General features: G+C 39.6%; 13 protein-coding genes and 1 pseudogene. 13 read left to right on the forward strand and 1 reads right to left on the reverse strand.

Annotated features, from left to right (window positions below):
* Positions 1-346: 346 nt before the first annotated feature.
* The 13 genes and pseudogenes from B7703_RS10230 to B7703_RS01340 all read left to right on the forward strand — a co-directional run bounded on the left by B7703_RS10230 (position 347) and on the right by B7703_RS01340 (position 12,124).
* Positions 347-4,696: pseudogene (locus tag B7703_RS10230) on the forward strand (mucin-binding protein).
* 163 nt (positions 4,697-4,859) lie between these two features.
* Positions 4,860-5,150 (forward strand): 30S ribosomal protein S6, encoded by a 291-nt coding sequence (rpsF, locus tag B7703_RS01285; protein WP_084923323.1) that lies wholly within the window; start codon positions 4,860-4,862, stop codon positions 5,148-5,150.
* Between the two features lie 11 nt (positions 5,151-5,161).
* Positions 5,162-5,632, forward strand: coding sequence for a single-stranded DNA-binding protein SsbA (ssbA, locus tag B7703_RS01290; protein ID WP_000609606.1), 471 nt, complete (start codon positions 5,162-5,164; stop codon positions 5,630-5,632).
* A gap of 31 nt (positions 5,633-5,663) precedes the next feature.
* Positions 5,664-5,903: a 30S ribosomal protein S18 gene (gene rpsR, locus B7703_RS01295; RefSeq protein WP_000068664.1), complete on the forward strand. Its 240-nt coding sequence runs from the start codon at positions 5,664-5,666 to the stop codon at positions 5,901-5,903.
* Positions 5,904-6,153: 250 nt separating this feature from the next.
* Positions 6,154-6,657 carry a GNAT family N-acetyltransferase gene (locus B7703_RS01300; RefSeq protein WP_084923325.1) on the forward strand — a complete coding sequence of 168 codons (504 nt, stop codon included), beginning with the start codon at positions 6,154-6,156 and terminating at the stop codon, positions 6,655-6,657.
* 79 nt (positions 6,658-6,736) lie between these two features.
* Positions 6,737-8,137, forward strand: coding sequence for a bifunctional Cof-type HAD-IIB family hydrolase/peptidylprolyl isomerase (locus tag B7703_RS01305; RefSeq protein ID WP_084923326.1), 1,401 nt, complete (start codon positions 6,737-6,739; stop codon positions 8,135-8,137).
* Between the two features lies 1 nt (position 8,138).
* A complete protein-coding gene (locus tag B7703_RS01310; protein WP_000689605.1) occupies positions 8,139-8,501 on the forward strand; it encodes a S1 RNA-binding domain-containing protein in 363 nt (120 codons plus the stop codon).
* 52 nt (positions 8,502-8,553) lie between these two features.
* The gene (locus tag B7703_RS01315; protein WP_000390769.1) at positions 8,554-9,303 is read left to right on the forward strand and encodes a tRNA1(Val) (adenine(37)-N6)-methyltransferase; all 750 of its coding nucleotides are present in this window, start codon (positions 8,554-8,556) and stop codon (positions 9,301-9,303) included.
* Positions 9,293-9,580 (forward strand): GIY-YIG nuclease family protein, encoded by a 288-nt coding sequence (locus tag B7703_RS01320; protein WP_084923328.1) that lies wholly within the window; start codon positions 9,293-9,295, stop codon positions 9,578-9,580. The genes B7703_RS01315 and B7703_RS01320 overlap by 11 nt, the downstream gene beginning before the upstream one ends.
* A gap of 82 nt (positions 9,581-9,662) precedes the next feature.
* Positions 9,663-10,598, forward strand: a complete 936-nt coding sequence (locus B7703_RS01325) for a manganese-dependent inorganic pyrophosphatase (RefSeq protein ID WP_084923329.1) — start codon at positions 9,663-9,665, stop codon at positions 10,596-10,598.
* A gap of 86 nt (positions 10,599-10,684) precedes the next feature.
* Positions 10,685-11,197: a YiiX/YebB-like N1pC/P60 family cysteine hydrolase gene (locus tag B7703_RS01330; RefSeq protein ID WP_084923331.1), complete on the forward strand. Its 513-nt coding sequence runs from the start codon at positions 10,685-10,687 to the stop codon at positions 11,195-11,197.
* Positions 11,181-11,831 carry a DUF1803 domain-containing protein gene (locus B7703_RS01335; protein WP_070529115.1) on the forward strand — a complete coding sequence of 217 codons (651 nt, stop codon included), beginning with the start codon at positions 11,181-11,183 and terminating at the stop codon, positions 11,829-11,831. Before B7703_RS01330 ends, B7703_RS01335 begins: the two co-directional genes overlap by 17 nt.
* A gap of 101 nt (positions 11,832-11,932) precedes the next feature.
* Complete coding sequence (locus tag B7703_RS01340; protein WP_000051182.1) at positions 11,933-12,124, forward strand: CsbD family protein; 192 nt, start codon at positions 11,933-11,935, stop codon at positions 12,122-12,124.
* A gap of 47 nt (positions 12,125-12,171) precedes the next feature.
* On the opposite strand, the gene B7703_RS01345 is transcribed toward B7703_RS01340, so the two are convergent.
* Positions 12,172-13,617 (reverse strand): UDP-N-acetylmuramoyl-L-alanyl-D-glutamate--L-lysine ligase, encoded by a 1,446-nt coding sequence (locus B7703_RS01345; RefSeq protein ID WP_084923333.1) that lies wholly within the window; start codon positions 13,615-13,617, stop codon positions 12,172-12,174.
* Positions 13,618-13,620 lie beyond the last annotated feature (3 nt).

Below are 13,620 nucleotides of genomic sequence, written 5' to 3' on the forward strand. Positions count from 1 at the left end.
GTTCATAGATCTGAACTTTATCATCATAACTCAATTTCATAATAAAACACCCCAAAAGTTAGATTTTTTCTGTCTAACTTTTGGGGTGCAGTACAAGGTCATATCGGCCTTTTATTTTTTTAGCTGAAAGTTCTACCAAAATACATATTAATATATATATCGAAAAAATCGCCTATTTCGCATATAAACTTAGACATTTTAATTAAAATAATGTTATAATGTAAGTTAGGAGTTAAGTACCTAAGTGTAGCTGCTTTGATTTGTAAATTAAGCTGGAAATGGAGGCGTTGTTTAAATACTTGGGTGTAATTCTGCAATTAACATATATTTTAAAAAAGGAGAAAAAATGTATTCAAGAATGGAAAAATACCATGGTAGAAGAGCTCAGCGCTTTTCTATTCGTAAGTATAGTTTTGGTGCGGCTAGTGTTCTTTTGGGGACTGCTCTTCTGTTAGGAGCAAACGCTGTTAAAGCTGATGAAACAAGTACTGCTTCTACAAAAACTCCAGAAGTTACAAATTCTGATAAACAGAAACCTGATTCAGCCATAACAACACCAGTTGTGGAGGAACTTCCAGAATTAAAAATTGATGCTGTAAAAGCAGATGAAAAACCTGAAGTAAAAGAAGACGCTAAAACTGAAGCAAAACCTGTAGCAGAAAAAGAAGTTACCGTTAAAGCTGCAACAGAAAAATCTGGTAAAGAGCAAGCTGACAAAAAAGAAGTAGCTAAAGAAAAAACTGACAAAGAAACACCTGAAAAAGCTGCAACAGAAAAAGCACAAGATGAAGTGAAGACAGTTCTTACTCAATTGACTTCAGAAGCTGATGTTATGGGCACAGTAGCCTCAAACTTCTCAGATAAAGAAGTGAAAGATGATGCATCTAAACAAAAATTGTCAGCTGCAATTGCTGCAGTGAAGCTTGAAGCAGTAGCGTCTAAAGGTTTACTTTCATCTGATGCTTCTAAAGATCAGATGGTAGCCCAAGTGAACCGTCTATCTGCTGCCATTGAAGCAGTTTATACGGAAATGAAACGTGCAGGCCATGCAGGTAAAGTAGAATCGGTATTAGATGCTACTGCATCAAAAATTACAGGTAAAGATGTTTTTAAAGATGGAGAAACAGTCAAAGCTGTAACAAACGCTTATGTTGATATGAATGCAGATAATACAGCTCCTAAAGCATGGGGATTTGATTCAACAATTGATACTACAGATTTACAAGCAGGTTCAATTACAAAAATCGAAGTTACAAACTTAGCTGAGTTTGGTGCTGCCTTCCCTGCAGGAAAAGAAATTACTGCAGCAGATGGTACTGTAATCGGTAAAGTTAAATCTATCGACTATAGAACATCAACAGGAAACAATAATAATAAATCTGTACCATATTGGGCGCAACGTACACAACGTGGAATGACTTATGATCAGCGTGTTGCTGAACAACCAGCTGTTGCTAATGAAACGGGTACATATACTTACAACATTGAGTGGAACGCGAAAGTGAAAGATTATCCTGTTGTTTCATTTGGTGCTGAAAACTTATCAGGTGGTGGATACTTAGCTCCGCAAATCTCAAAAGATACAGATTATAAAGCTACTATTAAGATCGATGGCAGAACAGTTGTTGAACATACCTATACACGTAAAGGTCAGCAAGCAAGTTTCTCAAAACAAGGAACATCAGCTTCATTAAGATCAAATAATGATTTAGGATATGTTTCTAATGAACTGAAAAGTAAGAGTGATACTCTAGAGATTAATACAGATTCAGACATCCGTTATGGAGTAGGGTCTAAATTTACTATTAAACTACCTAATTCTGAATTTACAGAATTCAAAGAACTTCAAGGAAGTACTAACTTTGTAAATGGTCTAAATACAGCTTCAACTCTTAACCCTAATAAAGGAGACAGTATTACATACCGTCTTGCTAACCGTTGGGCAAACGTTAAAGCTAATGAAAATAATGTTTGGATTCTTCAAGATGGTCGTGAAGGTGGATTTACATTAACTCCAAAACTAATCTCTCCAACAGAATTAGAAGTAACTGTAACAGAAGGATACATCTAAGAAGGTTCTAATATCTCGTTATCTCTTCAATCTTTAGGTGTAGAGAAAGTTATTAAAGATAAAACTTTAACAAGTGAATTCTCTAATGTTACTTATAATGAATTTGGACTTATTACAGGTGGAACAGCAGGGAATGATAAAACAGCAGCTACGTTAACGGTCTCTGGTGGAACATCTATTAGTGGTGAAAAAGAAGATGTAACTACAACAGTTGCAAATGGTTGGGAAATTAATGCATCTGGAACACCTCTAGGAGAACCACCAACAGGAGCAGTAGTAATTGGACTTAAAGATCTTGAGACTGGTAAAATTATAGGGCATGCTACTACTAAATATGATGGTAATCGTCCGTTAAATGAAGATGGTACAAAGGATAATACTAATGTCCTAGGTAAAAAATACGATGTATCTGACTATATTCCTCCATTAATAAAAGAAGTGGATGAAGAAGAGTACATCCTTGCAGACATCCCTACAACAGGAATTGAAGGTGCATTAAGTGTAACGAACACTAGAGCTCGTGATTTATATTCTACTGAAGAATTGAAAAAGAATGGACTTAATGCTTCAGCTTATGTTACGCCAGTAGATTACAATTATGTTAAGAAAACAAAAGTAGAAGAAGTAAATCGTACAATTAAGTATGTTTATGCCGATGATGCACCAGGTCTTGCAGGACAACAAGTATTTGATCCAACGACTCAGACTGTAAGCTATAAAGGAACTGTTAAGACAAATGCTGAGGGTAAAGCAGTAATTGGTTCAAATGATAAACCAATCTACATTAACTTGAAAGGTATTGGAGATACAAATCTTCCAGAAGTAACAGTACCTCAAAAAGAAGGATACATTGCAAGTGTAGAAAAAGTTCCGGTACAGCCAACAACTGCAACAGATGAAGATTACGAATATGTAGTAACTTACTCACCAATCCAAAAAGCTAAAACAACATTTGTCTACCAAGACAAAGATGGTAATGTTAAGCAAGTGGAAGGTAACACGCCAATCTCTGAAACAGGTAAAGGTGGAGACAAACTTACAAAAGCAGATGAAATCGCTGCGAGAATCAAAGAAGCTCAAAACAAAGGATATGAAGTAGTTTCTAATACATATCCAACAGATGGCGTCTTTGATAAAGATGTTGACACTGACCAAGAGTTCACAGTAACACTTAAAGAACGTGTTGTACCAGTTACACCAGATCAACCAAAAACACCAGGAACTCCAGTAGATCCAAATAACCCAGACGGACCTAAATACCCAGCTGGTTTGGAAGAAAAAGATCTAAACAAAACTGTCACACGTACAATTACTTATGTTTACGAAGATGGCACTCCAGTATTAAACGAAGACGGCACTCCAAAAACAGTAACACAAGAAGCTAAATTCACACGTGAAGCGAAAGTTAATTTAGTTACAGGAGAAGTTACATATGGAGATTGGACTCCAGCACAAGATTTAGCTGAAGTTAAATCACCAGTAGTTAAAGGATTCTTAGCTGACAAAGCAAGTGTACCAGTAGTAAACGTAACAGGTGATTCTGAAGATATCAAGGAAGTAGTAACCTACAAACCACTTGGTTCATGGGTACCAAACATCCCAGGTCAACCAACAAACCCAATTAAGTATCCAAATGATCCAACAGATCCAACCAAACCAGGACAACCAACAGAAGTAGTACCATATGTACCAGGATACACTCCAAAAGATGGCAATGGTCAACCACTTAAACCAGTAGATCCAAACGATCCAACTAAAGGATATGAAGTACCAAGTATTCCAGCAGATCCAAGTCAAGATACACCAATCAACTACGTAGCGAACAAAGCTAACCTAGTAGTTAAATATGTAGATGAAAAAGGCAAAGACCTTCTTCCTGCAGAGACTACAGAAGGTAAAGTAGGCGATGAGTACGCTACAAGTGGAAAAGTTATCAAGGGTTATGTTCTTGTTCGTGTAGATGGAGAAGCTAAAGGTAAGATTGGAGAAAACGGTACAACAGTAACTTATGTTTACAAACCACTTGGTTCATGGATTCCAAACATTCCAGGTCAACCAACTAACCCAATCAAGTATCCAAATGATCCAACGGATCCAACAAAACCAGGAAGTGATAAACCAGTTCTTCCATACGTACCAGGTCACACACCTGTTGATGGAAACGGACAACCACTTAAACCAGTAGATCCAAACGATCCAACAAAAGGATACGAAGTACCAAATGTTCCAACTAACCCAAGTGAGGATACACCAATTAATTATATTCCAAACAGTCCTAAGCCAAACCCAACTCCTTACCCAGGACCAACTCCAGCTCCAACTCCTAAACCAGAGCCTAAGCCGGAACCAGCACCAGTTCCATCAACACCAGAGACTCCTGAACAACCAGTAGCTCCAGTGCAACCGGAACAACCAACAAATCCAAACCAACCTGCTGTTCCAACACCAGCTGAAACATCAGTAGCAACTGATTCAGCTACTCAACCAGCAACACCTAAATATGTTGATGGTCAAAAAGAATTACCTAACACAGGTACAGAAGCTAACGCTAGTCTTGCAGCGCTTGGACTTCTTGGAGCCCTTAGTGGATTTGGACTTCTTTCTCGCAAGAAAAAAGAAGACTAAAAACTCATAGTTTTTAAGAAGATGATTCGTCATCTTCTTTTTTTATTTCGGTGTTTTTACTTGCGTAAAAAAATATTTTCTAGTATAATAGTTTATTGTGAGCGAACCTCACTTACCCCTTGCAAAGTCTTGGGGTCATTAGACCAAAAGGAGGAACATATCAATGGCTAAATACGAAATTCTTTATATCATTCGTCCAAATATTGAAGAAGAAGCTAAAAACGCTTTGGTAGCACGTTTTGACTCTATTTTGACTGACAACGGTGCAACTGTTGTTGAATCAAAATCTTGGGAAAAACGTCGTCTTGCATACGAAATCCAAGATTTCCGTGAAGGACTTTACCACATCGTTAACGTTGAAGCAAACGACGACGTAGCTCTTAAAGAGTTTGACCGTCTTTCAAAAATCAACGCTGACATTCTTCGTCACATGATCGTCAAAACTGACGCGTAAGAAGGTAAACTATGATTAACAATGTTGTACTTGTAGGGCGTATGACACGTGACGCTGAGTTGCGTTATACCCCATCAAATGTAGCAGTTGCGACTTTTACTCTTGCAGTAAACCGTACATTTAAGAGTCAAAATGGCGAACGTGAGGCTGATTTTATCAATGTCGTTATGTGGCGCCAACAGGCTGAAAACCTTGCTAACTGGGCTAAAAAAGGCTCACTTATTGGGGTGACAGGTCGTATACAGACTCGTAGTTACGATAACCAGCAAGGACAACGTGTCTACGTGACAGAGGTCGTGGCTGAGAATTTCCAAATGTTGGAAAGCCGTAGTGTGCGTGAGGGACATACAGGTGGAGCTTACTCTGCACCAACTGCAAACTATTCAGCACCTACAAATTCAGTACCAGACTTTTCACGTGATGAAAATCCATTTGGAGCAACAAATCCATTGGATATTTCAGATGATGATTTACCATTCTAATGGACAACTAAAATTATAAAGGAGAAAAAACATGGCTCAACAACGTCGTGGCGGATTCAAACGCCGTAAAAAAGTTGATTACATCGCAGCAAACAAAATTGAATATGTTGATTACAAAGATACTGAGCTTCTTAGCCGTTTCGTTTCAGAACGTGGGAAAATCCTTCCTCGTCGTGTAACAGGAACTTCAGCTAAAAACCAACGTAAAGTAACAACAGCTATCAAACGCGCTCGCGTAATGGCTTTGATGCCTTTCGTAAACGAAGATTAAAAAAAGAGGTCCAGTGGACCTCTTTTTCATGAGCTTGAAAACAAGAAAGTGAATTAAGACCCGATTGGGTCTTTTTTTCACGAGCCTTGAAATGAGAGAGCGAGTTGGGGTCCAGTGGACCTCTTTTTCATGAGCTTGAAAACAAGAAAGCGAATTAAGACCCCGACGGGTCTTTTTTCACGAGATAGTTTTTTTCTGAACTTGGCGTGCTATAATGGTAATAGAAAGAGTAAAGGTGGGTAAGTCAAAGATGAATTGTACGATTAGAAATATGATTAAGTCTGATATTGAATCCTTATCTCATGGATTTATGAATCAAGGTTGGCCTGCTAGAGAAGAAATCTTAGCTAGCTATTTTTGGGAGCAAGCAAGTGGCGACAGAGAAGTCTTGGTAGCGACTATGAATGGAGTAGTGGCAGGTTATATTACCATTTTATCTTTGGCTAAACATGGTCCTTTTGCAGAAGTCTATCCAGAACTTTCAGATTTTAATGTGTTTGAGCCTTTTCGAAATCAAGGGATTAGGAATCAACTGCTAGAAGAAGCAGAAAAACGAGCCAAGTTTGTTTCGAGTAAGGTCACTCTTGGTGTAGGTTTGCACTTAGGCTATGGCCCTGCCCAGAGATTATATATTAAACGAGACTATATTCCAGATGGGACAGGTGTGTGGTATAGAAATAAACCGCTAGAAATGGGTGCAAGTTGTCAAAATGATAATGATTTAGTTTTATACTTATCCAAGGACTTACAATAAAACTGGAAACTTTTTGAAAATAGGGGATTTAGCTACTTTATGGTATAATGGAAAGAGTTAGATTGAAAGAGGTAGTGAGATGGATGCCAAATTAAGATACAAGGCAAAGAAAATCAAGATTGTCTTTTTTGATATTGATGATACATTGAGAAATTCCAAGACGGGTTTTATTCCAGCTTCAATCCCAACTGTTTTTAAGCAATTACGTGAGAAAGGAATTTTGACAGGTATTGCTTCTGGACGAGGGATTTTTGGTGTCGTTCCGGAGATTCGTGAGCTAAAGCCTGACTTTTTTGTAACCTTAAATGGAGCCTACATTGAAGATAAAAAAGGTCAGGTTATTTATCAACATCAGATTGAGAAGTCAGATGTTGAGGAGTATATCTCTTGGGCCAAGCAAGAAGGAATTGAGTATGGTTTGGTTGGGAGTCATGATGCCAAGTTGTCGACTCGCACCGATATGATGAGTGAAGCGATTAATCCAATTTACCCCGATTTAGATGTAGATCCTGATTTTCATGAAAAAGAAGATATCTATCAGATGTGGACTTTTGAAGATAAGGGAGATGACTTGCACTTGCCTGACAGTCTCTCAGACAAACTTCGCATGGTTCGTTGGCATGAGCATTCGTCTGATATTGTTCCGATTTCAGGCTCTAAAGCGACGGGTGTGGAAAAGGTTGTGGAACACCTTGGCTTGAAACCAGAGAACGTCATGGTTTTTGGAGATGGCCTGAATGACTTGGAACTCTTTGATTATGCTGGAATCAGCGTTGCAATGGGAATTTCTCATGATAACATCAAAGAAAAAGCAGATTATATTACAAAAACATTAGAAGAAGATGGCATTTTTGATGCCTTAGAAGGATTTGGTATGGTAGAAAAAGAATTGCATTTCCCACAAGTAGATATTGAAACAGTAGAAGGTCCTATCGCGACTATTAAGACCAATCACGGAGACTTGCGTATTAAGCTCTTCCCTGAACATGCTCCTAAAACAGTAGCTAACTTTGTTGCACTTTCAAAAGATGGCTACTATGATGGTGTCATTTTCCACCGTATTATCAAGGACTTTATGATTCAAGGTGGAGATCCAACTGGAACTGGTATGGGTGGCGAGTCAATCTACGGCGAATCATTTGAGGATGAATTCTCAGAAGAACTTTACAATATCCGTGGTGCTCTTTCCATGGCCAATGCTGGTCCAAATACCAACGGCAGCCAGTTCTTTATCGTGCAAAATCAACACCTGCCTTATTCTAAAAAAGAAATTGCTCGTGGTGGTTGGCCAGAACCGATTGCGGAAATCTATGCCAACCAAGGTGGAACCCCTCACCTAGACCGCCGTCACACTGTATTTGGTCAGCTAGCTGATGAAGCTTCTTACGCTGTCTTGGATGCCATTGCTGCTGTTGAGACAGGGGCCATGGACAAGCCAGTTGAAGATGTCGTGATTGAAACAATTGAAATCGAGGACTAAGATGAAAATCGGTGATAAGCTAAAGGGCCGTATTACAGGGATTCAGCCCTACGGTGCCTTTGTTGAGCTAGAGACGGGTGATACGGGACTGATTCACATTTCAGAGATTCGGACAGGATTTATTGAAAATATCCAAGAAGCCTTGAAAGTTGATGAAGAGGTTCAAGTTCAAGTAGTGGATTTAGATGAATTTACAGGGAAAGCTAGTCTTTCTATCCGGACTTTGGAGGAAGAAAAGCACCAGTTTCCGAGACGGCGACGCTTTTCAAGCGACCGTTTTAACTACGGCTTTGCGCCTCTTAAACGAATGATGCCAATTTGGACCAAGGAAGCCCTTCAACATTTGAAGAATCAGAAGCACTAGTTAGAAATTTCTATCTTTTGTAATGTTAATATAAATTTGCTATAATAGGACCATGGAAGAAGAACAATTATTAAAATCAGGAGAGCGTATTAACCAGCTCTTTTCGACAGATATTAAAATCATTCAAAATAGAGAGGTTTTTAGCTATTCGGTGGATAGTGTTCTCTTGTCACGTTTTCCACGTTTTCCTAAAAAGGGCTTGATAGTGGATTTTTGCGCTGGAAATGGAGCAGTTGGGCTATTTGCTAGCACTCGAACTCAGGCACAGATTTTGGCTGTTGAGATTCAGGAGCGTTTGGCAGATATGGCTGAGCGCTCTGTCCGTTTGAATGGTTTGGAAGAGCAGATGGAGGTCATCTGTGATGATTTGAAAAATATGCCTGCTTACATTCAGGGAAGTAAGGTGGATATGATTTTGTGTAATCCGCCCTATTTCAAGGTAGATCCTCATTCCAATCTGAACGAGAGTGAACATTATCTCTTGGCGCGACATGAAATCACGACCAATTTGCAGGAAATCTGTCGTAGTGCCCAGAGTATTCTCAAATCCAATGGACGCTTGGCCATGGTTCATCGTCCTGATCGACTTTTAGATATCTTGGACAGCTTACAACGGCATAATCTAGCTCCTAAGCGCCTGCAATTTGTCTATCCAAAAAGAGAAAAGGAAGCCAATATGCTTTTGATTGAGGCTATCAAGGATGGTTCAACAAGCGGCTTTAAGGTCTTACCACCTCTCATTGTCCACAATGATGATGGCTCTTATACGCCTGAACTCGAAGAGATTTATTATGGATCATAAGGCTTATATGTATGTGCTGGAGTGTCGTGATGGATCTTACTATACAGGCTATACGACTGATGTGAGAAGACGCCTCGCTATCCACAATAGTGGGAAGGGAGCCAAATATACACGAGCACGCTTGCCAGTCAAACTTATCTATGCTCAAGGTTTTGCCAGTAAGGAAGAAGCCATGTCGGCAGAAGCCCTTCTCAAGCGTAAGAAGAGGCCACAGAAGGAGCAATTTTTATCTGAAAATCAAGATAGAAATTTACTTAGTTATTTTGAACAATTGTGAGGAGTCCTTTGACTCCTCTTACTTTTGTCAAAAAGCGAAAAAAATGCTACAATAAAGAGAATAAACAAAATGAGGTATTATCATGTCTAAGATTCTAGTATTTGGTCACCAAAATCCAGACTCAGATGCCATCGGGTCATCTGTAGCCTTTGCCTACCTTGCAAAAGAAGCTTATGGTTTGGATACGGAAGCTGTTGCCCTTGGAACTCCAAATGAAGAAACAGCCTTTGTCTTGAACTATTTTAGTGTAGAAGCACCGCGTGTTATCACTTCTGCTAAAGCAGAAGGTGCAGAGCAAGTTATCCTGACTGACCACAATGAATTCCAACAATCTGTATCAGATATCGCTGAAGTAGAAGTTTATGGTGTTGTAGATCACCACCGTGTGGCTAACTTTGAAACTGCAAGCCCACTCTACATGCGTTTGGAGCCAGTTGGTTCAGCGTCTTCAATCGTTTACCGTATGTTCAAAGAACATGGTGTAGCTGTACCTAAAGAGATTGCTGGTTTGATGCTTTCAGGTTTGATTTCAGATACCCTTCTTTTGAAATCACCAACAACACACCCAACAGATACAGTCATTGCTCCTGAATTAGCTGAATTGGCTGGTGTCAACTTGGAAGAGTATGGATTGGCTATGTTGAAAGCTGGTACAAACTTGGCTAGCAAATCTGCTGAAGAATTGATTGATATCGATGCTAAGACTTTTGAATTGAACGGAAATAATGTCCGTGTTGCTCAAGTAAACACAGTTGACATCGCTGAAGTATTGGAACGTCAAGCAGAAATTGAAGCTGCAATGCAAGCTGCTAACGCAGCAAATGGTTATTCTGACTTTGTCTTGATGATTACAGATATCGTCAACTCAAACTCAGAAATCCTAGCACTTGGTGCTAATATAGGCAAGGTCGAAGCGGCTTTCAACTTCAAACTTGAAAACAATCATGCCTTCCTTGCTGGTGCTGTTTCACGTAAGAAACAAGTGGTACCTCAATTGACTGAAAGCTTCAATGCTTAAGATTTTGAGTGTTAATTCAAATTAGGAAAGGCTAGTTTGCCTTATATCGAAAGGAGTTTCGGCTCCTTTTTTTCTAGGAGTGAAGCATGTTAGAAAATGGCGATTTGATTTTTGTGAGAGATGAGTCAGATATGGGACAGGCCATCCAGACTTCCACAGGCAACTATAACCATGTTGCCATTTATTTGGATGGGATGATTTACCACGCTAGTGGACAGGCTGGTGTTGTCTGTCAAGAACCTGCAGACTTCTTTGAGCCCAATCACTTGTACGACCTTTATGTCTACCCAGAAATGGATATCCAATCTGTGAAGGAAAAAGCTTGCAAACATCTAGGGGCACCCTACAATGCTTCTTTCCATCCAGATGGCGCTGGTTTCTACTGTTCCCAGTATATAGCAAAAATTCTACCGATTTTTGAAACTATTCCCATGAAATTTGGAGATGGGGAGCAGGAGATTAGTGATTTTTGGAGAGAGTATTACAGAGAACTAGGTCTGCCTGTTCCTTTGAACAAGCCGGGGACCAATCCTAGTCAGTTGGCAGCATCGCCTCTGTTAGAATGTAAAGAAAGGAATCTTCATGATTCAGATTTTTAATCCATCTCGTTTGACGAGACAGCCATTTTTTAGAGAATTGATCCGCTATCTGGACCAGCATGAGGATGTGATTTTACGGGAAATTAAGGCTCAATTTCCAGATGTGGCAGTTGATAAACTCATGGAAGAGTATATAAAGGCAGGCTTGATTCTACGAGAAAATAAGCGTTATTACCTTAATCTTCCTATGCTTGAATCACTCGATAGTCTTGAACTGGATCAAGAGATTTTTGTCAGCGAAGCTAGTCCGGTCTATCAAGCTTTGTTAGAGCAGAGTTTTGAGACAGAATTGCGCAATCAAACCAATGCAGCTATTTTAGTTGAAAAGACAGACTTTGCGAGAACAAAAATGACCTTGTCTAATTATTTCTACAAGGTCAAACATCAGTATCCTTTGACAGAAAAACAGCAGGAACTTTATGACATTTTGGGTGATGTTAATCCTGAGTATGCTCTCAAATACATGACAACTTTTTTGCTAAAATTTCTCAAAAAAGACCAGCTTATGCAGAAACGCCGTGATATCTTTGTGGACAGTTTAGTTGTCCTAGATTATATTGTTCAAAATGAAGATGGAAAGTATGAGTTGGCCGTCGATTTTGATAAGGAAAGATTAACTTTCTACTTGGTTTGATTTCTTGTTTCTGAGCACATTGTTTGACTTTCCTTAGTATTCGGTATAAACTATATGTAACCGGTAACACATATCGGAATAAAATTAAAGGAGACAATCATATGTCACTTGAAAACAAATTGGAACAAGCAACAGGCGCTATCAAAGAAGGATTTGGTAAAGTTACTGGGGATGGCAAGACTGAAGCAGAAGGCGCTGTAGAAAAGACAGTTGCTAAGGCAAAAGAAGTAGTTGAAGATGCTAAAGGTGCTGTAGAAGGTGCCGTTGAAGGTTTGAAAAACGCTTTTAAATAAAAATAGAAAAAATCAAGGGTTTCATTTCCCTTGATTTTTTTACTATCTTATAAATAATTTTCTGCGACAGCTGCATCTCCAGGATAGGCTTCTTTCTTTCCTTGGACGATTTGGTAGCAATCGGCTCCCTTACCGGCGATAATAACTGCATCTAATTCTTGACTTGTGATAGCCATCGCTGCCTTGATGGCTTCTTGGCGATCCGCAATTTTTTCAACAGGATGGTTGATGTAGCTACTAATTTCATCTGCAATGGTCATTGGGTCTTCATAATTGGGGTCATCAGCAGTCAAAAAGACTTGAATCTCAGGGTGTTGATTGAGGAGGAGGCCAAAGTCCTTACGACGACTTTCTCCCTTATTTCCTGTCGAACCTAAGACCAGAGCAATCTTTCCTGTTTGATGAGTTTCAACCACATTGATGAGTTTTTTCAGACTATCCCCATTGTGGGCGTAGTCGATGAAGACCTTGGCTCCATTTTTCTGAGTGAGGACTTCCATACGACCAGGAACGCGGGTTGCAGCGATTCCTTTTTTGATATCCTCAAGACTAGCTCCGAGACGGAGGCAAGCAAGTCCAGCAGCAACGGCATTTTCTTGGTTGAAGTGGCCAATGAGTTGGATAGCATAATCTCCAGCGAGTTTACCACTAGCTGAAAAACTAAAGGCTTTGGAATTCTCGATTTGGTTATCAGACTGGCTACCGTAGAAATCATGGTCTTGATCTTCCACCTGTTCTTTTAGTACAGAGAAGTGGTCCATGTCACTGTTAATGATGACTGCTCGGCTATTTTTCATCAAGAGACGCTTGTGGTAGAAGTAGTCTTCAAAGCTAGGGTGTTCAATCGGGCCGATATGGTCGGGGCTGATATTGAGGAAAACTCCCACATCAAAGGTTAGACCATAGACACGTTTGACCAGATAGGCCTGACTGGATACTTCCATAATGAGGTGAGTACGGCCATTTTGCACAGCTTGATTCATCATATCAAAGAGGTCAATACTCTCAGGGGTTGTTAATGCAGACTTAAAGAAACTCTTGCCATCTAGAGTTGTATTCATGGTCGAGAGCATAGCAGGTCGATGCCCTTGAGATAAAATGTTATAGGCGAAGTAGGCTGCTGTTGTTTTACCCTTAGTACCAGTAAAGGCAAGGAGTTTGAGTTTTTTCTGTGGATTGCCATAAAATTCCATAGCTACCAAACTCATGGCTTTCTTGATATCGCTGACGATAATAGCAGGAATACCAACTTCATAGTCTTCTTCAGCCACATACCAACCGAGGCCTTGAGAGATGGCAGAAATCAGAAATTCCTTCTTAAAGGCAGCACCTTTAACGAAAAAGAGGCTCTTTTCTTTAGCCTTGCGGCTGTCATAGCAGATGGTGTCAAATATGACATGGCTGTAGTTGTAGTGATAATGTCCTTGGTCGATAATCTCACGGAAGAGACCATCTTTCTTTAAAATATCTAATACGGTTTCAATCTTAATCATACT

The organism is Streptococcus mitis, from assembly GCF_002096735.1.
Taxonomy (GTDB): Bacteria; Bacillota; Bacilli; order Lactobacillales; family Streptococcaceae; genus Streptococcus; species Streptococcus mitis_CZ.

Bases quoted from the DNA above. Each gene is read 5' to 3' on its own strand.
- B7703_RS01340 (WP_000051182.1), top strand. From the start codon at position 11,933: ATGTCACTTGAAAACAAATTGGAACAAGCAACAGGCGCTATCAAAGAA.
- B7703_RS01310 (WP_000689605.1), top strand. From the start codon at position 8,139: ATGAAAATCGGTGATAAGCTAAAGGGCCGTATTACAGGGATTCAGCCC.
- rpsF (WP_084923323.1), top strand. From the start codon at position 4,860: ATGGCTAAATACGAAATTCTTTATATCATTCGTCCAAATATTGAAGAA.
- B7703_RS01300 (WP_084923325.1), top strand. From the start codon at position 6,154: ATGAATTGTACGATTAGAAATATGATTAAGTCTGATATTGAATCCTTA.
- B7703_RS01345 (WP_084923333.1), bottom strand. From the start codon at position 13,617: ATGATTAAGATTGAAACCGTATTAGATATTTTAAAGAAAGATGGTCTC.
- B7703_RS01305 (WP_084923326.1), top strand. From the start codon at position 6,737: ATGGATGCCAAATTAAGATACAAGGCAAAGAAAATCAAGATTGTCTTT.
- rpsR (WP_000068664.1), top strand. From the start codon at position 5,664: ATGGCTCAACAACGTCGTGGCGGATTCAAACGCCGTAAAAAAGTTGAT.
- ssbA (WP_000609606.1), top strand. From the start codon at position 5,162: ATGATTAACAATGTTGTACTTGTAGGGCGTATGACACGTGACGCTGAG.
- B7703_RS01320 (WP_084923328.1), top strand. From the start codon at position 9,293: ATGGATCATAAGGCTTATATGTATGTGCTGGAGTGTCGTGATGGATCT.
- B7703_RS01325 (WP_084923329.1), top strand. From the start codon at position 9,663: ATGTCTAAGATTCTAGTATTTGGTCACCAAAATCCAGACTCAGATGCC.
- B7703_RS01315 (WP_000390769.1), top strand. From the start codon at position 8,554: ATGGAAGAAGAACAATTATTAAAATCAGGAGAGCGTATTAACCAGCTC.
- B7703_RS01335 (WP_070529115.1), top strand. From the start codon at position 11,181: ATGATTCAGATTTTTAATCCATCTCGTTTGACGAGACAGCCATTTTTT.
- B7703_RS01330 (WP_084923331.1), top strand. From the start codon at position 10,685: ATGTTAGAAAATGGCGATTTGATTTTTGTGAGAGATGAGTCAGATATG.